This window comes from Halovivax gelatinilyticus, assembly GCF_024300625.1.
Taxonomy (GTDB): domain Archaea; phylum Halobacteriota; class Halobacteria; order Halobacteriales; family Natrialbaceae; genus Halovivax; species Halovivax gelatinilyticus.
Window position 1 is genome coordinate 2,882,561 of record NZ_CP101322.1, and the last position, 18,668, is coordinate 2,901,228.

The following is an 18,668-nucleotide window of genomic DNA, read 5'->3' on the forward strand; positions in this document are numbered from 1 at the left end:
CATGAGCGCATTCAACGCAATCGGCGACGAACGCGAGGTGGATAGCAACGAGTACACCGCGGGGGTCGAACCCCAGCCGACCTGGTGTCCCGGCTGCGGCGACTTCAGCGTCCTCAAAGCGCTCAAACAGGCCCTTCCGGAGGTCGGGCGCAACCCCGAGGAAGTGCTGTGTGTCACCGGAATCGGCTGTTCGGGCAAGCTAAACAGCTACCTCGACTCCTACGGCTTTCACACCATCCACGGCCGGTCGCTGCCGGTCGCACGGGCGGCGAAGCTGGCCAACCCGGGCCTCGAAGTGATCGCCGCCGGCGGTGACGGCGACGGCTACGGCATCGGCGGCAACCACTTCATCCACTCCGCCCGTGAGAACCACGACATGACCTACATCGTGTTCAACAACGAGGTATTCGGGCTGACGAAGGGCCAGACCTCGCCGACGAGCCCGAAGGGTCACAAGTCGAAGACCCAGCCCTCCGGCAGCGCGAAGGATCCGCTTCGGCCGCTGTCGCTGGGGCTGACCGCCGGGGCGAGCTACGTCGCCCGCACGGCCGCGGTCAACCCGAACCAGGCCAAGGAGATCCTGATCGAGGCGATGGAACACGACGGATTCGCCCACATCGACTTCCTCACCCAGTGTCCCACCTGGAACAAGGACGCCCGGCAGTACGTCCCGTACGTCGACGTCCAGGAGTCAGACGACTACGACTTCGACGTCACCGACCGGCGCGAGGCCGCCGAGATGATGTACGAAACTGAAAGCGCCCTCTACGAAGGGACCGTCCTCACCGGTCGCTACTACGTCGACGAAGAGCGACCGTCCTACCAGGAAGAAAAGCGCACGGTCGGCGAACTGCCCGACGAGCCGATCGCCGAGCGCTACTTCGACGAGGATAGTGAGTGGGAACGCAGCTACGATCTGCTAGAACGACACACGTAGTCGGACACTGTTCTTTTCCACACCGTCTCACCGCTCGGGAAAGCCCTGCTGTGGCGTCCACCCGCGAGCGAGCAGTTTCGTCAGGTAGCTACAGAACAACAGTACGACGAGCAACAGGCCGAGCGCGGCGGGATCGAAGCCGAACGCGATCTCTCTGAGTCCGTGGACGACAGTGACGACTCCCATGAAGAGCGCGACGACGCCGACGCGCCGACCGATCACGTCCGCGTCCACGTCGCGCGTCTCGTCGAAGTCGGCGTGGAGGTCGGCTCTCCCTCTGAACGCGATGAGGTAGCCGAGCCCGAGAATACACACGCCACCGAGTAGCCAGACGCCGCCGCTTAGCCAGTTGACCGCGACCATCGGTTCCAGTCGGGTCGGCCTCCGAATAAGCGTCACGATAGCCCGTCGGACCGATGTGCGGAGCGAATCAGCTGTCCGAAACGTGGAAATTCACCGACGCGAGCTTCCCTTTTACGGAACAACAGATATTTTTCCACTGGAGCAAAATGAACTACCATGAGTAGCCAGTCGACGCGAGATCGAATCCTCGACGTCCTGGAATCCGACGCCCAGGCTTCCTACGCCGAGATCGCAGATAGAGCGGATGTTTCGAAACCGACGGTCAGAAAGTACATCGACGAACTCGAGTCGGAGGGCGTCATCGTTGGCTACTCGGCCGACGTGGATCCGAAGAAACTCTCGAATCAGTTGATCGCGCTCGTCGGCATGGACGTCGCGAGCGAGCGCTACGTCGAAGCGACCCGGGCGCTGAAGGCGATCGACGAGGTCGAGACGCTCTACAGTTGCACCGGCGATCACATGCTCCTGGCCGAGGTACGGGCGCCAGACGGCGACACGCTCGGCGAGTTGATCAGTTCGACGATCCTCACGGTCGACGGGATTACCGCAGCCCACCCGTGTTTCCTGCAAGAACGATTGAAATGAGCCAGCCAGGTTCCTGCCGATTCGATCGAACGGGCCGCCAGATCCGCTCACGCAGAGCGGTCCTCACCACGCTCGCCGGGAGCGCCGCGGCGCTCGCCGGCTGTACCGACCTCGGAGGGAGTGGTGGAAACGACGATGGCGACCCGACAGACGATCCCGGGGGCGCGGGCGACTTTTACAACGCAGGGGCGGTCGCACAGGACGATCATCCGATCACGGAACCGGCATCGTTCGATCGGACGAGTTGCCCCGTGTGCAACATGTCGGCCGAGAACGCTCACGGCTGGATGTGTCAACTCGCACACGCCGACGGAACGGGCCTGTTTTTCGACTCGCCCGGCTGTTTGCTCGCCTACTACGTGCTTCCAGAAACGCACGCCACCGACGACGACGTCGAGCGGATCTGGTTTACCGATTACCAGACGCGCGACCTCTTCGACGCCGAGGAGGGCTACCTGATCGACGAACGGAACTTCGATCGCCACTCCTACCCGATGAGCGGCAGTCCGCTACCGGTCGAGACGGATGAGCAGGCCGAAGCATACGTCGAGGAGTACGACGATCTGTCCGAGGACGACGTTAACACGATCGACGACGTCGACCGCGAATTCGCCGAGTTCTATCGAGGCAATCGGATGCCGTGACGATCTGTCACGGTAAAGCGGTGACGTGCTACGCGGTCTGAACGGAATTCGATCGCCGTAGACAGTCGAAAGTATTTGGTCGGTCGACCGTCTCTCCCACCGCGTGTACCCCCCGACCGACGTTCGCGTCGCGCCGTACACCGCGCTGGTGGTGGCCATCCTCGCGGCGAGTACCAGCGCCATACTGGTTCGCTGGAGCGTCGCGCCGTCGTCGGTCGCCGCCCTGTATCGGGTTCTCTTTACGACCTTGCTCGTCGCCCCCGTCGCGTTCGTCTTCCACCGAAGCGAGTTTGGACGACTCACGCGAGGAGACCTCTTTTTCGCGACGCTCGCGGGGATCGCCCTCGCCGTTCACTTTGCGACCTGGTTCGAGAGCCTCAATCACACGAGCGTCGCGGCGAGCGTCACGCTCGTCCAGACCCAGCCGATCTTCGTCGCCGTCGGCGCCTGGCTGGTCCTGAACGAGCGGATAACGAGCGCGACGGTCGTCGGCATCGTCGTCGCGATCATCGGGGCGGGGACGATGTCGTTCGGCGACGCCGGTCAGGCGCCACTTTCCGACGCGACGGCGTTCGGGAACGCGCTGGCGGTCCTCGGCGCGATCACACTCGCCGGCTACGTCCTCGCCGGACGATCGATCCGCCAGCGCGTCTCGCTCTTTCCGTACGTGACCGTCGTCTACGCCGCGTGTACGATCACGTTGATCGCGATCGTGGGCGCGCAGGGCCACGCGTTCACGGCGTACCCGGGACGCGAGTGGCTGCTCTTCTTCCTGATGGCGCTGTTGCCCGGTCTGTTCGGTCACACGGTGATCAACTGGACGCTGGGCCATCTCGAATCGATCGTCGTCAGCGTCGCCTGGCTGGGCGAACCCGTCGGAGCGACGATCCTCGCGCTCGCCTTGCTCGCCGAAGTGCCGGACGCCGTCACCGTCGTCGGTGGTGTCGTCGTCCTCGCCGGGATCGCGGTGACGACGATCGACCGGGAGCGGCGTACACCGGCGACGCCGGAGCCGGTCTCTGAGTGACGAGCGATCGGTTCAGCGGTCGGTCGCTATCGAAAATATAGCCTCACAGACGGGACGTGGGGTCGGAACTATTCGACCAGCTGATCCTGAAGCTGGTTTTTCGCCTCGGTCCGTCGTTTCTGTGAACACTGCGGGGCCTCGTCGCTGAAGTCGACTTCGATCTCGTCTAACGTTCGTCGGTAGATGTTCGTTCGGCGACCTTCCTCGGATAGCGTGCGTCCTTCACACTCGAGCAGGCCCGCCTCGACGAGCTCTTCGATCCGTCGGTAACACGTTGCGATCGGAATTTCGATGTCCTCACTCAGTGTCTGGACGGATTTCGGGGTTCCTGCGGCACAGAGAATTTCGGCACTGTACTTACTGCCGAGTGCCGAAAGCACCCTGTTCGGTTCGCTGTCGGTCTGGACCGCTCCACCACTCCGTGACATCACTGTTCCGTACCTTCCCAATTATCAGAGTTGAATCTTGTGGTTATCTGGACGGTTTCTTTATATACATTGTTCGCTCGATCTAGATCGATGATCGTTCGGGATCGCAATGTACGAGGAGGATCCCCGACTGAACGCTCAATAAACTGACTTGTTTGTCTTTTCGTTCGAATTCGTCACCGATAGACGTAGGCGAGCCAGAGCGCAGTGATGAGGATGCTCAGGCCGAGGACGCCCCAGCCGGCGATCTCCATCGGCAGTTCCGGTTCGACCTCCAGGGCGACGGTGGCAAGCGCGTACATGAGCGAATCTGTGGTGGCGGGCCCCTTAACGTTTCAGATATGTCGGAGACGCCGCTGTGCGTCGGCGACGGTGAGACGACTCGCAGTGATCGCCGCAGTCGCGCTCTTTTTCCCGCTGGCGTCCGAATTCGGGCTATGACGCGGCTGGGCTTCGTCGTAAATCCGATCGCCGGAATGGGCGGTCGGGTCGGGTTGAAGGGGACCGACGGCATGGTAGCGGAGGCTCGCGAACGCGGTGCGGAGCCGCGGGCGCCAGATCGAGCGCGAGAAGCGATCGAGGCGTTTCTCGGACGCGAACCGGACGCGACCATCGTCACCGCTGAGGCCCCGATGGGGGCGGACGCGGTTCGCGAGGCTGGTGGGGATCCACAGGTCGTCTACAGCCCGGAGGCCGACGCGTACACCGAGACGTCATCGCAGGATACGAGCGCGGCGGTCGAGGCGATCCTGGATGCGGGCGTCGATCTCGTCTGCTTCGTCGGCGGTGACGGGACTGCCGTCGACGTCGCCGAAGTCATCAATGCCGTCGGTAGTGACACGCCGATGCTCGGGGTTCCCGCCGGCGTAAAGATCTATTCGGCGGTGTTCGGCGTTACCCCGGCCGACGCCGGACGCGTCGCGGCGACGTTCGACGACGTCGAACCGCGCGAGGTCAACGATATCGACGAAGCGGCCTATCGAGAGGGAACCGTTCGGTCGGAGTTAAAGGCCGTCGTCCGGGTTCCGGTGACCCGATCCGTCCAGTCTGGAAAACAACTCGCGCGTGGGACGATCGATACGGTCGCGGCCGGCTACGCTCGGGGTATCGAAGACGGCCGAACTTACGTGTTTGGCCCGGGCGGAACGGTCGGCTCTATCGAGTCGGAACTCGACATTGACGCGTCGCCGCTCGGCGTCGACGTCTGGCGCGATGGCTCCGTGTTGGTGCGGGACGGATCCGAAGACGAGATCCTGGAATCGATCGAGTCGCCGACGACCGTCGTCGTCTCGCCGATCGGCGGCCAGGGGTTCATCTTCGGGCGAGGCAATCACCAGCTCTCGCCCGCCGTCCTCGGACGTGCCGACGAGATAGACGTCGTCGCCTCGGACGAGAAACTCGACGCGCTCGACGTCCTTCGCGTCGACATCGACGATGCCGAACTCGCCGAGTCGCTCCGGGGCTGGCAAGAAGTCAGGACGGGGCGGTTTACGACCCGATTGATCAAAGTCGAGTAACGTCACACGAGAACGAGACGGCGCCAAAACGATGCACGATTGAGTGAAGAGGGTCTCATCGACTCTTTCTTTCTCGGCCACCTGTTATGCCAGCCGCACTTTTAGATCCCATGATTGGTTACTCGTAATTTATCATCCATTCGCACTGGACCCCCTCCGCACAAATTAATATAAGGGTGTTCGATAGTTCCGGCCCACCTAGTTCATATTAGAATATTCCTGATCACCTACTAGGTCTATAGTCACCATTAAGGTCCGGAGGGCTATACGAGTGGTATGGAAACGCGGAAAGTCCAGCGGCTCGGTCCCTCCACGCTCGCGATGACCTTGCCGGCCGAGTGGGCGAGCGCCCAGAACGTCGAGAAGGGAGACGAAATTTCGATCAGAATGGGGACGAACGGTGCGCTAACGGTCCTCCCGGAGTCCGTTCAGATGGACGAACCGGAAGCGATCGTCCACTGTGAGCAACTCGATGCTGACGCCGTAGAGCGGGCGATCGTCGCCCAGTACGTCCTCGGCCGGCGCATCATTCGCGTCGAAGACGATGAGGGGGCCCTCAATTCTGACATCATCAACGCGGTGTACCGCGCCGAGACGCAGTTGATGGGGCTCGGCGTCATCGAGGAGACGCCCGAAAGTATCGCGATCCGATGTTCCGTCGACGCGGAAGATTTTACGCTCGACAACCTGCTCGAACGCCTAGAGCGTACCGGCCGAACGATGCGCGGGGAGGCGATAAAGGCCCTCGATCACGGAAACCCGGACCTCGCCCAGCGTGCACTCAACCGCGAACGCCAGGCGAACAAGATCTTCGTCCTTCTGTTACGGCTGATTTTCACCGCACACGAAAACCCCACGGCGTCGCGGTCGGTCGGACTCGAAGACGGGTTTCCCCTGATCGGCTACCGGTCGATCGCGAAGAATCTCGAACTCACGGCGGACAACGCAGAGGACATCGCAGACATCGTCATGGAGACGGAGGGACACAGGCTCTCGGTGGAGAAGTCGGTCATGCACGAAATCCGCGATCTGACGAGTGCGGTCGACGATATCACGTCGCTTTCGGTCGAGGCGGCCGTCGAGCGCGATTACGACCTCGCGATCGACGTCAGAACGAGCTTCGCAGAACTCGCCGCGCACGAACGCGACATCCTTCAGGGGCTTCCCGAGATGCAAAACGAAGACCTGCTGCGCGTTCGAGAAGTACTGGTTAGTCTCGAACAGACGGCCCAGTACGCCGTCAGGAACGCCGAAATTGCCGCTAATCTCGCGCTCAACGAAGAATCTGAGCACACAACGATCCGCTGAACTGCTGTGAACAGACGCCGCCACGGCGAGACGACTACTGGCCGGTCAGTTCACGCATCGGAACGAATGATCACAGTTAAGAGTGTCCCATCACGAATCGCGAGTATGGCCGAGAATATGACGGATCGAGGCGTCGGGTTGACGCTCCTCTTTGGAGCGCTCGCACTACTCGCCTCCGGAGTGATGGCCGTCGGGGCACCTGATCAGATCGCCGCCTGGGGCTTCGCCGCCGCGATTGTCTTCGGCTGTCTGGCCATCGCCGCCGTCCACCTCTACTGGGAGTAACTCCGTTGCCGTTCCGGGTCGCGAATACGAGACGGCTGCCAACAGTTAAGACTCGTGACCCCGTATCCTCCCTGCACGGATGACCGACTATTCAGACGAAGATAAACGCATTCTCACCCACCTCCGGGAGAGTGCGGCCCGCGGAGAGCAGTACTTCCGGGCGAAAAACATCGCCGAAGCGATCGGTCTCTCTTCGAAGCAGGTCGGCGCTCGTCTTCCCCAGCTGGCAGAGAAATCCGAGGACGTCGACATCGAAAAGTGGGGCCGAGCTCGGTCGACGACCTGGCGCGTAACGCTCTCTTGAGTCGGTGTCGTCGGCTTTTTATCCACCGCGAGCGAAGTCTACCTATGACCGTACGGGTCGAGCGGACGATGACATTCGATGCGCCACCAGCGGCCGTCTGGGAGTTCATCGCCGATCCGGCAAATCGCGCTCGGGCCATCAGCGTCGTCGAAGACTTTTCCGTTGACTCTTCGGACGGGCGTCGGTGTACCTGGCACGTTTCGCTCCCGATCCCCTTTTTCAACCGGACGGCGACCGTCGAAACCTACGACGTGAGTCGCGACCCGCCTCGATTCGTCGAATTCACGGGCCGCTCTTCGGTACTGTCGGTGACGGGTGTCCACGAGATTACAGCGACCGAGACGGGGAGTACACTCGCCAACGAATTCGTCGTCGATGGACGCGTACCCGGCGTCGAGCGCTACTTCACCAACCAGCTCGACGCCGAACTGGACAACCTCCAGCGCGAGGCCGACCGCCATCTCGCCGAATCGACGTGGGCCGACGAGTGAGTCCGACCAGATGTTACACGGGGCAGGCGGTCACCGGCCTACCGGGTTACTTTTGTTCGGTGGCTGTGTAGAACCAGCTACCGGTATGCGACGCTTTTCTCGTTGATACCGGTACGATGGCCGGGGACAACGCTGGGGCCGCCCGCTCGACTCGCCCAACTGATCCGGCGGCCGGGCGCCGGATCACTTCGCGCTCGATTGCGCTCTGCTCGATGGCACTCCGGGGCATCGAACGTTCGCTCGTAACGCAGAATCTAGAATATCGAGTAACACTCCAATACCGCTTTTCGTTCGAACGTGGTGGTGCGGCTCAGTCGTCGTCGATCTTGATGTCGGCCGAGAGTCCCTGTGCCATTTCGATATCGTTCGAGTTGTTTATCGTCCAGGCGGTTCGTTCGGTGACGGCTTCGATCGCCTCGCGGGCGGTCGGGTAGCCGTTACCGGACTTTTTGACGCCGCCGAACGGTAGCTGGACTTCGGCGCCGATGCACGGCAGGTTGGCGTACGCGAGACCCAGCTCGGCGTGGTCGCGGAAGTAGTTGATCTGGCGGTAGTCTTCGGAGATGATCGCTCCGGCGAGTCCGTACGGCGTGTCGTTGTGGACCTCGACGGCGTCTTCGATGTCGCCGGTGTAGGACATGAGCGCGACGTGCGGGCCGAAACACTCCTCTTTGATGCAGCGCAGCTCGGAGTCGTACTCGATCTCGTAGACGAATGGGCCGACCCAGTTGCCCTCTTCGTGGCCGTCGGGAATCTCGTCGTCGTCGAGTTCGAACCGATCGACGAGCACCTCGCCGCCTTCCTTCTCGGCGAGTTCGTTGTGCTTTCTGATCTTCTCGACGTGGCTCTCCTCGATGGCGGGGCCCATGAAGGTGTTCTCGTCGAGCGGATCGCCCACCGCGATGGACTTCGCCGTCTCGACGTACCGTTCTTTGAACTCGTCGTAGACTTCCTCGTGAACGATCAGTCGCTCTGAGGAGACACAGCGTTGTCCGGTCGTCTTGAACGAGGACATGATCGCCGAGTGGACGGCGATGTCGAGGTCGGCCTTCTCGGTGATGATGATACCGTTTTTTCCGCCCATCTCGCAGGCGGCGAGTTTGCCGGGTTCCCCGCCGACTTTGCCGGCGATCTCGTGGCCGACCTCCGCCGAGCCGGTAAAGAGGACGGTATCGACGCGCTCGTCGTCGACGATTGCGGCCCCGGCGTCGCCGAAGCCCTGGACCATGTTGAATACGCCGTCGGGAACCCCGGCGTCGTCCATCATCTCGGCGATGATCTGACCGCACCACGGCGTCTGTTCGGCGGGTTTCCAGACGACGACGTTACCTTCGACGAGGGCGATCGCCATCTGCCAGAACGGAATCGCGACCGGGAAGTTCCACGGCGTGATGCAGCCGATGAGCCCGCGGGGTTTGCGCCGCATGTAGGCGTCCTTCGAGCCGACCTCCGAGGGAACGACGTCGCCGTGGGGGTGGCGGGCGTTGCCGGCGGCCCACTCGACCATGTGGTAGGCCTCGACGACGTCGGCGCGCCCTTCGCTGATCTCTTTGCCACACTCTCTTGTGACAACTTCGGCGAGTTCGTCGGTTCGCTCGCGCAGTTCGTGGTAGATGTCCCAGAGATACTCGGCCCGGTCGATGTAGGAGAGATCGCGCCAGTCTTCGTACGCAGACTCGGCCGCTTCGAGCGCGGCGTCGACGTCGTCCTCGCTCGCACGTCCGAAAGTGGCGAGCGTTTCACCCGTTGCTGGGTTTACGCTGTCAAACGTCTCGGTTCCCGTGCCGTCGGTCCACTCGCCGTTTACGTAGTGGCCGTACGTTTCCGCGTCGGCGTGCTGTGTCATGTTCGACGTATTTTTCGCCAACCGATGTGAAAAACCCTGCTATCGGCCGGTGTCTTACCGGTCGGCGAGGTCGGCTCCTTTCTCGAGTTCGCTTCGAAGTTGCGTCGAATCGAACTCGTGATCCGGTCGCAATCTGACGAAATCGAGAAACTCGCGGGCCGCGAGGAGGTCCTCGCTTCCGTAGTGTCCCATCGCCGTCGCCACGGCGTCCCGCGATCCGATTCGCGGTTCAAGAACGGCGAGTGCACACGCGAGGTCGTACGCCCGCGTCTCCGACTCCCGACTCTCTTGCACTCGAGTCGCGTCGATGAAGTACAGTTCGCCATCGGAGACGAGCAGATTTTCCCCGCGGAGATCGCCGTGTGCGAGTCCGTGCTCGTGGAGCGACGCGAGCATCTCGAAGAGGTCCGGAGCGATTTCGTGGACGCCGTCGTCTGCGAGTTCGTCGACGGTTTCGAACGCGGGGAGGTACTCGAGAACGAGGACGCCGAGTCCGTTTACCTCGAACGCCTCGACCGGCTCCGGTGCGTTACAGCCGATCTCGCGCATCCGGATCGTCGCCTCTAACTCGTGTTCGACCATCTCGAGTGGCGTCTCGAACCGGGTGAAAAAGCCGCCCGAACCCGCCGAGAACGCTCCGGCGTTTCGACCGGCGGTCATGAGGGCGTGAATGCGGGTGTTCTGGACCGACACGATTTTCACGAACCACTCGTCGTCGAGCACGAACGGCGTCGATAGCCAGTTATCGGCCTCTAAGAACTCGACGCGGGCTACGTCACGGTCGTACCGATTGGCGAGGGTCACGGCGACACGTTCCAGCCGGTCCCACGAGATTGTTCCCCGTGCGAGCTGCCGGATATCCATCGGAGTAAACTTCGCACCCCGGTGATATAATCGTCCCGGAGTGGTGGACCGATTGCCGCCTCGACGTGAGCGGATCGACCAGGACGCCGCGACCGCTACTCCATATTTTATTCGCCAGATCAGGTGTCAGCATCGAGTAGAAATCGACGTATCAGTATCGTTTAGTCCGTTCCCACGAAATGCGCCAGTACCATGTACGCCGTCGATAATTTGAGCGACGCCATCGACGTGACGCGGGATTTTTTAACGCCGGTCAGGAAAGGAACCTGGCTCAGACTCGCCGTTATCGTCTTTTTCGTCTCGGGCATCGGGTTGGGAATGCCGTTCGTTCCGACCGGTGACGAGGTGGCGTTCGAAGACGAAACCGAGGGATTCGAGGAGTTCGAAGCTGAGTTCGGCGTTGAGGTTACGATGGACGACCTGTACGCGCTTGCGATCGCGATCGGAGTAATTGTATTCGCACTTTGGCTCGTCTTCACGTTCGTCCGTGCCATCCTGGAGTTCGTACTCGTCGAGTCGTTACGATCGGGCGACGTTCGCGTCCGCCGGTGGGGGAAACGCCACTTCTCGCAGGCGCTTTCGTTGTTCGGCTTCATTCTCGCACTATCTATCATAGTAGGAGCTGCAATCGCCGCCCCCGGCTATTTTGCGGTGTCTGGCGCAGATTCACTCGACGACGTCTCGGTCTCGACCATGGCCGCACTTGGATTGCTTGCGTTCGGTGGGTGGCTCTTTTATGCCGTCGTGTTGCGGCTCACGACCGAGTTCGTGGTACCGATCATGATCGAAGATGCCGTCGGCATCAGGGCCGGATGGAAGCGGTTCCTATCGAGTCTACGTTCTCACCCCGGTGAGTACGCGGTGTACGTCGTTCTCGCGACCATCATCAGCGTTATCGCCTCGATCGCGATCGGGATACTCTGGGTCCTCTCGATGATCGTCCTCGCGATTCCGTTCTTCCTGCTCGTCGTGCTCGCCTTCTTGCTGGGTCCGTTCGCGATCCCGCTTGCAGTGTTGCTCGTGCTCCTGTTCGTCGTTTCGATCTTCCTCCTGCTGGCACTTTACGAGGTGCCGGTCATCGTCTACGTTCGCTACTACGCGTTGTTACTTCTGGGCGATCTCGAGGAGTCGGTCGACCTCATTCCGGACCAACGAGCCGCCGTCAGAGCGACCGACGGGTGGAACGGACGGGATGCGTGGGACGACGATACAGGTGGGTCGCCGGACGATCTCCCGCCGGGTCGATCGAACGAACCTGAATCGGACTCCTGGGCTTCCGACGATACCGAGAGCGACGATTCCGGGTGGGGAGCGAGAGATTCGGATTCAGGACACGGTTGGGACACTGATGTCGGTGATGACCGAGACGGCGATTCCGGACACGGCTGGAATTCGGATCCAGCCGACGAGTCGACCGACGACGAGAACGACTCCGGCGGCTGGGGCTATCGAGACGACGATCGCTGAGCCTATCCGACTCGAATCGCTTCGGTGCGTTTATTTCTCGGCTTGGTAAGGTACGTGTATGAACTTCGAGCTTCCCGACGAGCACCGGATGATCCGAAAGACGGTTCGCGACTTCTGCGAGGCGGAACTCGAGCCGATCGCCCAGGAGATCGAGGAGGAACACCGATTTCCCGCGGAGATCTTCGAGCAGCTCGCCGACCTCGACGTGATGGGCGTTCCGATCACCGACGAGTACGGCGGCCTCGGCGGCGATACGCTCATGTACTCGATCGTCGCCGAAGAGATCGGTCGCGTCTCGGGATCCGTTGGGCTTTCTTACGTCGCTCACACGTCGCTCGCCTCGAAACCGCTCGAACTCTTCGGCACGCCGGAACAGAAAGAACGGTGGCTCCGTCCGCTCGCCGAGGGCGAGTATCTCGGTGGCTGGGCGCTGACCGAACCGGGAAGCGGCTCCGACGCCTCCGACATGGACACGACGGCCGAGAAGGACGGCGACGAGTGGGTCATCGACGGCACCAAGCAATTCATCACGAACGCCTCCGAAGCCGGCTCCGTCCTCGTCAAGGCCGTCACCGATCCCGGCGCCGGCTACGACGGCATCTCGACGTTCATCGTCGATCCGACCGAAGACGACGGCTTCGAGGTGACGACGATCTGGGAGAAGATGGGACTGAACGCCTCGCCGACGTGCGAAATCTCGCTCGACAACGTTCGCGTACCCGAAGACCGCCTCCTCGGTGAGGAAGGTGAGGGCTGGGACCAGACTAAAAAGACGTTAGACGGCGGTCGGATCTCCATCGCCGCCCTCTCGACGGGACTCGCACAGGGCGCCTACGAGCATGCTACGGAGTACAGCCAGGAACGTGAGCAGTTCGGCCAGCCGATCAGCCGGTTCGACGCGATCCGCGACAAGATCGTCGACATGTACCGCAAGACCGAGCGCGCCCGCCTGCTGACTTACAAGGCTGCAAGACGCTACGACGAGGGCCAGCCCGTCACGAAGGCCTCGGCGCTCGCGAAACTCGACGCGAGCGAGGCCGCCCGCGAGGTCGCAGAAGAGGCCGTTCAGGTGCTCGGCGGCTACGGCTACACCACGGACTTCGCCCCCCAGCGATTCTACCGCGATGCCAAGCTGATGGAGATCGGCGAGGGGACGAGCGAGATCCAGCACCTCGTCATCGGTCGCGAACTCGGCCTGTAAGGCCATGTGGCTACTCGCCATCGGAATCGTCTTCGCCCTGCTCGGCGTCGCCGGCATCGTTGCCGCGCCGGCGATGGTCGAAGCCCAGCGAAAACAGGGGATGGTCCCAGTCGCGTCGGACGAGATCGACGATGACGACCGAATCGCCGTGACGAAAGGTGTAGGCATCGTGTTCGCGACCGTCGGTGTTGTGTTGGTCGTGTACGCACTCGTGTAGCTGCTTGCGTCCTTCTACCCTCGTGAGAGACTCGACCGACAAACGAACGATCTAGCTGCGCGTCTTGGCGCAGTCAATCTCTTAGCTTGTGATCCCGGTTGGGGGCGAGTCCCACGATCGTCGGCCCGTATCACTGATTGGCAGAGACGACGGGTTCAAAGCGGTGTACGCTTCGACCGATGTCGGTTCGAGTTCCTTCAACCAACTTTCGTCGCTAGAGCAGGCGGTCGTCTGTCAGAAGGATGGGTGTTCCGGCTGTCAGTCCAACGGCGACGATGGACACGAGGAGCGCCGCTTCCTGATACCCTGCTAGAGAGATACTGGACGTTTGTCTGTTGATGAAATTGACGCCCAGAAGCGCCCAGCCGACATCGGTAAGGCCCCAACCGACGATTGTGAGTCTATCTGCTCCATTTCGGTATCGTTCGAACGCGATCCCAAGAAAAACGACTATAAAAAGTACGTATATCGATCCTACAATGTGTACTCGGCATATAGGGGTATGACCGAATTCCAAAAGAACTGATCCGAACACGCACACTGGATATCGAATCATGCCATTGGATCTTTAGTACCCAATTTTACTAAATGATAAATAATACTTTCGAACTTCTTGAACGTAATTTAGCCTGGTCGACGTCTAAACCTTCGGTTTGTCTAAAGTCACTTCCTCTCTTCTAACGCATTCTGTCTCTTGTCTTATTGGTAGTAGCTGTTGTGCCTTACCGAAATAACACTGGTAACTGCTGATTCATAAGCCACCTGGACCAGCTTTGCTACTGGCTCGATTACGGCCACCGCCCACCCTGTTCGTACGCTCGATCGATGCGTTCGATCGCGAGGACGTACGCGGCCGTGCGCGGAATTTCTATATTCCGTTCTTCCACCGTCCGACACAACGAATCGAACGCGTCGACGATGACGGCCTCTAGCTGCTCGTTCACCCGGTCCTCGCTCCAAGACACCCGCTGTCGATTTTGGACCCACTCGAAGTACGAGACGGTGACGCCGCCGGCGTTGGCGAGGATGTCCGGGACCACGAAAACGTCGTTTTCGGCCAGTATCGCGTCGGCGTCGGGGGTGATCGGTCCGTTCGCGGCTTCGGAGATGATGTTGGCGCTGACGTCTCGGGCGAGCGTCGCGTCGATGACGCTCTCTAACGCGGCGGGTATCAACAGATCGACGTCGAGCGTGAGCAGTTCCTCGTTGGTGCACGCGTCGCTCCCATCGTACCCGAGCACGTTACCAGTCGCGTCCTTGTGGGCTTTCACCTCGGCCGGATCGAGCCCGTCACGATCGACGATACCGCTGTCGGAGTCGCTCACGGCCACCACCGTGACGCCCATCTCGTCTAACAGCTTCGCGCTGATCCAGCCGGCGTTGCCGTAGCCCTGGACCGCGGCCGTCGCGCCGTCGAGGGATCGCCCCAGGTACGCTGTCGCCTCGCGCGCGGCGACCACCGTCGATCGGCCCGTCGCCTCGACTCGACCCTCGCTCCCGCCGCTTTCGAGGGATTTGCCGGTGACGACTCCCGGTGCGGTCGTGCGTTCTAGCGTCTCGTAGGTGTCTTTGAGCCAGTTCATCTCCCGGGGGCCGGTGTTAACATCCGGCGCTGGAACGTCCCGATCCTCGCCGATGAGCGGGCGCAACTCGGTCGCGTACGCGCGAGTGAGTCGCTCTAGTTCCGCGGCAGATAACGCGTCCGGATCGACGGCGATTCCGCTTTTCGCCCCGCCGAACGGGACGTCGACCACTGCACACTTATACGCCATCCAACCGGAGAGCGCCACCACCTCGTCCCGAGAGACGGCTGGGTGGTACCTGATGCCGCCTTTGTACGGCCCGCGATCACCGTTGAACTGCGATCGGTACGCGCGAAATCGCTCGAGCGTCCCACCGTCTCGTTCAATCACGAGATTCGATTCGAGGACTCGTTTCGGGTGTCTAAGTCGTTCGAGGACGTCGTCGGCCACCTCCACGTGTCGGGAGGCTTCGTCGAGCTGGGTTTGTAAGCTCTCGAGCGGATTCGCCGATCCTGTCATACGGTACCATACTACTCCATGGTCCATTAGCCGTGGCTTCGGCGTAAGAATTGCACTCCCTCGTTGAATCGAAGCCCGGCCGAGAGCGGTGGATACCTCATTACGTTATACGCCGTCCGCGTCTGCCGCCTGCGCCCGTTCCGTGATCCGTTCGGCCTGGGCAATCAGCGGTGCGTCGATCATCTCGCCGTCGACCTCGAAGACCCCGCGCTCTTCAGACTCGGCCTCGCGTTTGGCTTCGAGCACCCGCCTTGCCCACTCGAGTTCGTCCGGTTCCGGCGTGAACGCCTCGTTGATCGGGTCGACCTGTGCGGGGTGAATCGCGAGCTTGCCGTCGTAACCGAGTTGTATCGCGAACGACGTTTCCGCGCTGAGTCCCTCCTCGTCGCCGAAGTCGGTGAAGACGGTGTCGATCGCGTCGCAGTCGTGTGCGCCCGCCGCGACGACGACGCGCTGTCTCGCGTAGAGGACTTCGGTCCCCTCACGCGTTCGACTCGCACCGACGTCCGCCGCGAAATCTTCGGCGCCGAAGATCACCGCGTCGGTGGCCGGCACAGCCGCGATCTCGTCGGCCGCAAGAACGCCCGCGGCGTTCTCGATCAGGGCTAACACCGGTAGCCCCACACCACGCGTCTCGAGTTTGACCGCGACGTCGCGGACGTCTTCGGCCGACTGGACCTTCGGAAGCATGATCGAATCGAGCTCGAGCGACTCGACTTCGTCGAACAGCGTGTCGAGATCCGCGCGGGCGGTGGGGCCGTCGGCGTTGATCCGGACGCACACCTCTCCGGTGTGATCGAACTCCGGATCGCTCAGGACGGCCCTGACGGCCGCTCGGGCTTCTTCCTTGTGTTGGGGTGAGACGGCATCTTCGAGGTCGAAGACCAGCACGTCCGCACCAGCCGTCGGCGCCTTTCGCATCATCTCGGGACGATCTCCGGGCGTGAACATCACGCTGCGTCGTACCATACGTCGCGTTGGGATGCGGGCGAGTTGAACGTGTGGTTTCCTCCCAGGCCCGCCGAAAGTGATTCTCTGGTGTCCATTGATCGGTTGGTTCTGTAACCGGCCACGAGCGAGTCGGGTACATCGACTATTCAGATATAAATAACTAAAACGAGTAGAAAAAATTAAGGGGGAACGCTTCGGACGTTCTCGCAGAATAGAATGATCCGCGTGATATTCAACCAGACAGTAACGGCAAATCGATCGGTGGGTGCCCATGAGTGAGCAGTTCGACCCGCCGTCCGATTCTTCTCGACGGTCCGTTCTGCGTGCGACCGCAGTCGGCGTCGGTGGCGCGACCGTCGCGTCGTCGATGGGGACCGGCGTCGCCAGCCGCGGACGCGGTCCGGCCGACGAAGTCGTCGTCGAGAACGGTCGCTCGCAGCCGACCTTCGCGACGTCGAACGTGATCCGAGAGGACGTCTGGGTCGAGACCGATCTCGACACCGATGGATCCGGTTCTCCCGATCGCGTTCACGTCGAAGTCGCGCGCCCGTCGTCGTCGAGCGAACAACTTCCCGTCATCCTCGAACCGAGTCCGTACTACGGTGGGTTAAACTGGGGTACTTCACACCCGATGGACGAAGAACTCTATGTCCCGGACGAACCCGCTGACCGGCGGCGAGGGGCTTCTGAACCGATCGAGATCACGGAGGACGATCTCGTCGAGTTCACCGGAAGCGAAACTAGCACGATCGGTCCGAGCGCGTACGAAGAGGAGTTCTTACAGCGGGGTTTCATCTTCGCCTACGCGGCGTCGATCGGGACCGAGTACTCGACTGGGTGTCCGACGATCGGAGGGCCGGAAGAAATTGCCGGAATTAACGCGGTCGTCGACTGGTTCAACGGACGCGCGACGGCCTACGACTCGGTCTCAGGTGGTTCGCCCGTCGAAGCGACCTGGACAAACGGAAAGACTGGCATGATCGGCGCGTCGTACAACGGGACGCTGCCGAACGGGGTTGCCGCGACCGGTGTCGATGGATTGGAGACGATCGTTCCGATCGTCGCCATCTCGAGCTGGTACGATTACTATCGTGCGAACGGTGCCGTCATTGCGACCGGTGCTGGAGCCGGTGGGGCGATGGACACCGACTCGCTTTTCGATTCCGTCCTGACTCGATCCAATCCGTCGGTCTGTAACTCCGTTCGCGATGAACTCGTCTCTGGACAGGAACGACTGACTGGCAATAGAAACGAATTCTGGGACGAGCGAGATTACGTCCCCGACGCCGAAACCGTCGACGCCGCCGTCTACGCCGTACACGGGCTCTACGATACGAACGTCAAGACGGGGAACGTCGGCCAGTGGGTCGACGCGTTGACCGGAGGACAAACGGAGACCAAACACAAAATCTGGCTCACGCAGGGTGGACACGACGATCCGATCAATCGTCACCCAGAGCCGTGGCTCGATGCGCTGAACGTCTGGTTTACTCACTGGTTGCAAGAACCCGGCGACGAGATCGATGATCTACCGACGGCGACGGTCGAACGCGGATCCGGCTCGTTCGACCACTACGACGCCTGGCCACACCAGGACGTACGATCGCTCCCGGTCAAACTGCAGTATGGGGGTTCCAGCCCCGGCGGACTAACGACGTACCCGACGATCGGTGATCAACGGACCGAATCGTTCGTGGACAATCCGAACGTTCCGACGACGTCGTTAGTCGGGTCGCTCGATTCGGAGTACTCGTTGGTCTATCGAACAGAACCGCTCTCAGAACCGCTTCACGTGAGCGGGACGATCCGGCCGAACCTCGCACTTTCGTGTGACGAACCCGCGGCGCTGATTACGGCAATTCTGGTCGATTACGACGCTAACGGCGGGGCCAGCATTATCAACCGCGGCTGGATGAACGTGACGAACTACGAATCGCTGTACGAATCGTACCAGATTGGAACGGAACCGGGACACTATCGCGCCCGATTCCGTATACACGCCGTCGATCACGTCTTCGGGTCGAATCATCGACTCGGAATCGTCTTCCGGTCGAGCGATTACGACTTTACGCGACGGCCGTCTCATAATCCGGAACTGACGCTCAGTCCTGGCTGGTCTACCGTCGAACTTCCGGTCGTCGGTGGCTTTCAGGCGTTCCGAGACGCCGCCGAGTAACTCTCCTCGCTTTCG

Annotated in this window: 20 protein-coding genes; 13 read left to right on the forward strand and 7 right to left on the reverse strand. The window is 61.4% G+C overall.

Annotation, left to right across the window (positions count from 1 at the left end; translation table 11 throughout):
• Nucleotide 1 precedes the first annotated feature (1 nt).
• Nucleotides 2-937, forward strand: a complete 936-nt coding sequence (locus tag NKH31_RS13710) for a thiamine pyrophosphate-dependent enzyme (RefSeq protein ID WP_254862356.1) — start codon at nucleotides 2-4, stop codon at nucleotides 935-937.
• Between the two features lie 27 nt (nucleotides 938-964).
• Here NKH31_RS13710 and NKH31_RS13715 read toward each other — a convergent pair whose 3' ends face one another.
• Complete coding sequence (locus NKH31_RS13715) at nucleotides 965-1,300, reverse strand: hypothetical protein (protein ID WP_254862357.1); 336 nt, start codon at nucleotides 1,298-1,300, stop codon at nucleotides 965-967.
• A gap of 156 nt (nucleotides 1,301-1,456) precedes the next feature.
• On the opposite strand from NKH31_RS13715, the gene lrpA1 reads away from it, so the two are divergent.
• The 3 genes from lrpA1 to NKH31_RS13730 all read left to right on the forward strand — a co-directional run bounded on the left by lrpA1 (nucleotide 1,457) and on the right by NKH31_RS13730 (nucleotide 3,556).
• Nucleotides 1,457-1,885: an HTH-type transcriptional regulator LrpA1 gene (lrpA1, locus tag NKH31_RS13720; RefSeq protein WP_254862358.1), complete on the forward strand. Its 429-nt coding sequence runs from the start codon at nucleotides 1,457-1,459 to the stop codon at nucleotides 1,883-1,885.
• Entirely contained in the window at nucleotides 1,882-2,529 is a 648-nt protein-coding gene (locus NKH31_RS13725; RefSeq protein ID WP_254862359.1) for a nitrous oxide reductase accessory protein NosL, read from the forward strand. Before lrpA1 ends, NKH31_RS13725 begins: the two co-directional genes overlap by 4 nt.
• Nucleotides 2,530-2,632: 103 nt before the next feature.
• Nucleotides 2,633-3,556, forward strand: coding sequence for a DMT family transporter (locus NKH31_RS13730; RefSeq protein ID WP_254862360.1), 924 nt, complete (start codon nucleotides 2,633-2,635; stop codon nucleotides 3,554-3,556).
• 68 nt (nucleotides 3,557-3,624) lie between these two features.
• Here the strand turns inward: NKH31_RS13730 and NKH31_RS13735 are convergent, their stop codons facing one another.
• Both NKH31_RS13735 and NKH31_RS17725 read right to left on the reverse strand, forming a co-directional pair.
• Nucleotides 3,625-3,984: a winged helix-turn-helix domain-containing protein gene (locus tag NKH31_RS13735; RefSeq protein ID WP_254862361.1), complete on the reverse strand. Its 360-nt coding sequence runs from the start codon at nucleotides 3,982-3,984 to the stop codon at nucleotides 3,625-3,627.
• Between the two features lie 176 nt (nucleotides 3,985-4,160).
• Nucleotides 4,161-4,286, reverse strand: a complete 126-nt coding sequence (locus NKH31_RS17725) for a hypothetical protein (RefSeq protein ID WP_256547894.1) — start codon at nucleotides 4,284-4,286, stop codon at nucleotides 4,161-4,163.
• Between the two features lie 135 nt (nucleotides 4,287-4,421).
• Between NKH31_RS17725 and NKH31_RS13740 the strand changes: the two genes are divergently transcribed.
• The 5 genes from NKH31_RS13740 to NKH31_RS13760 all read left to right on the forward strand — a co-directional run bounded on the left by NKH31_RS13740 (nucleotide 4,422) and on the right by NKH31_RS13760 (nucleotide 7,889).
• A complete protein-coding gene (locus NKH31_RS13740; RefSeq protein ID WP_254862362.1) occupies nucleotides 4,422-5,501 on the forward strand; it encodes an ATP-NAD kinase family protein in 1,080 nt (359 codons plus the stop codon).
• 276 nt (nucleotides 5,502-5,777) lie between these two features.
• Complete coding sequence (locus NKH31_RS13745) at nucleotides 5,778-6,809, forward strand: phosphate signaling complex PhoU family protein (protein ID WP_254862363.1); 1,032 nt, start codon at nucleotides 5,778-5,780, stop codon at nucleotides 6,807-6,809.
• A 105-nt stretch (nucleotides 6,810-6,914) separates the two neighbouring features.
• Nucleotides 6,915-7,094, forward strand: a complete 180-nt coding sequence (locus NKH31_RS13750) for a DUF7525 family protein (protein ID WP_425492269.1) — start codon at nucleotides 6,915-6,917, stop codon at nucleotides 7,092-7,094.
• A gap of 79 nt (nucleotides 7,095-7,173) precedes the next feature.
• Nucleotides 7,174-7,398 carry a DUF7123 family protein gene (locus NKH31_RS13755; protein ID WP_254862364.1) on the forward strand — a complete coding sequence of 75 codons (225 nt, stop codon included), beginning with the start codon at nucleotides 7,174-7,176 and terminating at the stop codon, nucleotides 7,396-7,398.
• A 44-nt stretch (nucleotides 7,399-7,442) separates the two neighbouring features.
• On the forward strand, nucleotides 7,443-7,889 hold the full coding sequence (locus tag NKH31_RS13760) for an SRPBCC family protein (RefSeq protein WP_254862365.1): 447 nt from the start codon (nucleotides 7,443-7,445) through the stop codon (nucleotides 7,887-7,889).
• Between the two features lie 310 nt (nucleotides 7,890-8,199).
• Here NKH31_RS13760 and NKH31_RS13765 read toward each other — a convergent pair whose 3' ends face one another.
• Together NKH31_RS13765 and NKH31_RS13770 are read right to left on the reverse strand one after the other, a co-directional pair.
• Entirely contained in the window at nucleotides 8,200-9,735 is a 1,536-nt protein-coding gene (locus NKH31_RS13765; protein WP_254862366.1) for an aldehyde dehydrogenase family protein, read from the reverse strand.
• A gap of 54 nt (nucleotides 9,736-9,789) precedes the next feature.
• Nucleotides 9,790-10,599, reverse strand: a complete 810-nt coding sequence (locus NKH31_RS13770; protein ID WP_254862367.1) for an RIO1 family regulatory kinase/ATPase domain-containing protein — start codon at nucleotides 10,597-10,599, stop codon at nucleotides 9,790-9,792.
• A gap of 192 nt (nucleotides 10,600-10,791) precedes the next feature.
• Between NKH31_RS13770 and NKH31_RS13775 the strand changes: the two genes are divergently transcribed.
• From NKH31_RS13775 to NKH31_RS13785, 3 genes are read left to right on the forward strand one after another with little or no spacing between them, the layout of a single operon-like run.
• The gene (locus tag NKH31_RS13775) at nucleotides 10,792-12,066 is read left to right on the forward strand and encodes a DUF7544 domain-containing protein (RefSeq protein WP_254862368.1); all 1,275 of its coding nucleotides are present in this window, start codon (nucleotides 10,792-10,794) and stop codon (nucleotides 12,064-12,066) included.
• Nucleotides 12,067-12,124: 58 nt separating this feature from the next.
• Nucleotides 12,125-13,267 carry an acyl-CoA dehydrogenase family protein gene (locus NKH31_RS13780; RefSeq protein WP_254862369.1) on the forward strand — a complete coding sequence of 381 codons (1,143 nt, stop codon included), beginning with the start codon at nucleotides 12,125-12,127 and terminating at the stop codon, nucleotides 13,265-13,267.
• 4 nt (nucleotides 13,268-13,271) lie between these two features.
• A complete protein-coding gene (locus NKH31_RS13785; protein ID WP_254862370.1) occupies nucleotides 13,272-13,484 on the forward strand; it encodes a hypothetical protein in 213 nt (70 codons plus the stop codon).
• 788 nt (nucleotides 13,485-14,272) lie between these two features.
• Here NKH31_RS13785 and NKH31_RS13790 read toward each other — a convergent pair.
• Together NKH31_RS13790 and NKH31_RS13795 are read right to left on the reverse strand one after the other, a co-directional pair.
• Entirely contained in the window at nucleotides 14,273-15,526 is a 1,254-nt protein-coding gene (locus NKH31_RS13790) for a Glu/Leu/Phe/Val family dehydrogenase (RefSeq protein ID WP_254862371.1), read from the reverse strand.
• A 105-nt stretch (nucleotides 15,527-15,631) separates the two neighbouring features.
• A complete protein-coding gene (locus NKH31_RS13795) occupies nucleotides 15,632-16,495 on the reverse strand; it encodes an HpcH/HpaI aldolase/citrate lyase family protein (RefSeq protein WP_254862372.1) in 864 nt (287 codons plus the stop codon).
• A gap of 253 nt (nucleotides 16,496-16,748) precedes the next feature.
• Between NKH31_RS13795 and NKH31_RS13800 the strand changes: the two genes are divergently transcribed.
• Nucleotides 16,749-18,653, forward strand: a complete 1,905-nt coding sequence (locus NKH31_RS13800) for a CocE/NonD family hydrolase (protein WP_254862373.1) — start codon at nucleotides 16,749-16,751, stop codon at nucleotides 18,651-18,653.
• Nucleotides 18,654-18,668 lie beyond the last annotated feature (15 nt).

Bases quoted from the DNA above. Each gene is read 5' to 3' on its own strand.
- NKH31_RS13715 (WP_254862357.1), bottom strand. From the start codon at position 1,300: ATGGTCGCGGTCAACTGGCTAAGCGGCGGCGTCTGGCTACTCGGTGGC.
- NKH31_RS13785 (WP_254862370.1), top strand. From the start codon at position 13,272: ATGTGGCTACTCGCCATCGGAATCGTCTTCGCCCTGCTCGGCGTCGCC.
- NKH31_RS13755 (WP_254862364.1), top strand. From the start codon at position 7,174: ATGACCGACTATTCAGACGAAGATAAACGCATTCTCACCCACCTCCGG.
- NKH31_RS13795 (WP_254862372.1), bottom strand. From the start codon at position 16,495: ATGGTACGACGCAGCGTGATGTTCACGCCCGGAGATCGTCCCGAGATG.
- NKH31_RS13710 (WP_254862356.1), top strand. From the start codon at position 2: ATGAGCGCATTCAACGCAATCGGCGACGAACGCGAGGTGGATAGCAAC.
- lrpA1 (WP_254862358.1), top strand. From the start codon at position 1,457: ATGAGTAGCCAGTCGACGCGAGATCGAATCCTCGACGTCCTGGAATCC.
- NKH31_RS13775 (WP_254862368.1), top strand. From the start codon at position 10,792: ATGTACGCCGTCGATAATTTGAGCGACGCCATCGACGTGACGCGGGAT.
- NKH31_RS13770 (WP_254862367.1), bottom strand. From the start codon at position 10,599: ATGGATATCCGGCAGCTCGCACGGGGAACAATCTCGTGGGACCGGCTG.
- NKH31_RS13790 (WP_254862371.1), bottom strand. From the start codon at position 15,526: ATGACAGGATCGGCGAATCCGCTCGAGAGCTTACAAACCCAGCTCGAC.
- NKH31_RS13760 (WP_254862365.1), top strand. From the start codon at position 7,443: ATGACCGTACGGGTCGAGCGGACGATGACATTCGATGCGCCACCAGCG.
- NKH31_RS13725 (WP_254862359.1), top strand. From the start codon at position 1,882: ATGAGCCAGCCAGGTTCCTGCCGATTCGATCGAACGGGCCGCCAGATC.
- NKH31_RS13750 (WP_425492269.1), top strand. From the start codon at position 6,915: ATGGCCGAGAATATGACGGATCGAGGCGTCGGGTTGACGCTCCTCTTT.
- NKH31_RS17725 (WP_256547894.1), bottom strand. From the start codon at position 4,286: ATGTACGCGCTTGCCACCGTCGCCCTGGAGGTCGAACCGGAACTGCCG.
- NKH31_RS13765 (WP_254862366.1), bottom strand. From the start codon at position 9,735: ATGACACAGCACGCCGACGCGGAAACGTACGGCCACTACGTAAACGGC.
- NKH31_RS13800 (WP_254862373.1), top strand. From the start codon at position 16,749: ATGAGTGAGCAGTTCGACCCGCCGTCCGATTCTTCTCGACGGTCCGTT.
- NKH31_RS13780 (WP_254862369.1), top strand. From the start codon at position 12,125: ATGAACTTCGAGCTTCCCGACGAGCACCGGATGATCCGAAAGACGGTT.
- NKH31_RS13735 (WP_254862361.1), bottom strand. From the start codon at position 3,984: ATGTCACGGAGTGGTGGAGCGGTCCAGACCGACAGCGAACCGAACAGG.
- NKH31_RS13745 (WP_254862363.1), top strand. From the start codon at position 5,778: ATGGAAACGCGGAAAGTCCAGCGGCTCGGTCCCTCCACGCTCGCGATG.
- NKH31_RS13740 (WP_254862362.1), top strand. From the start codon at position 4,422: ATGACGCGGCTGGGCTTCGTCGTAAATCCGATCGCCGGAATGGGCGGT.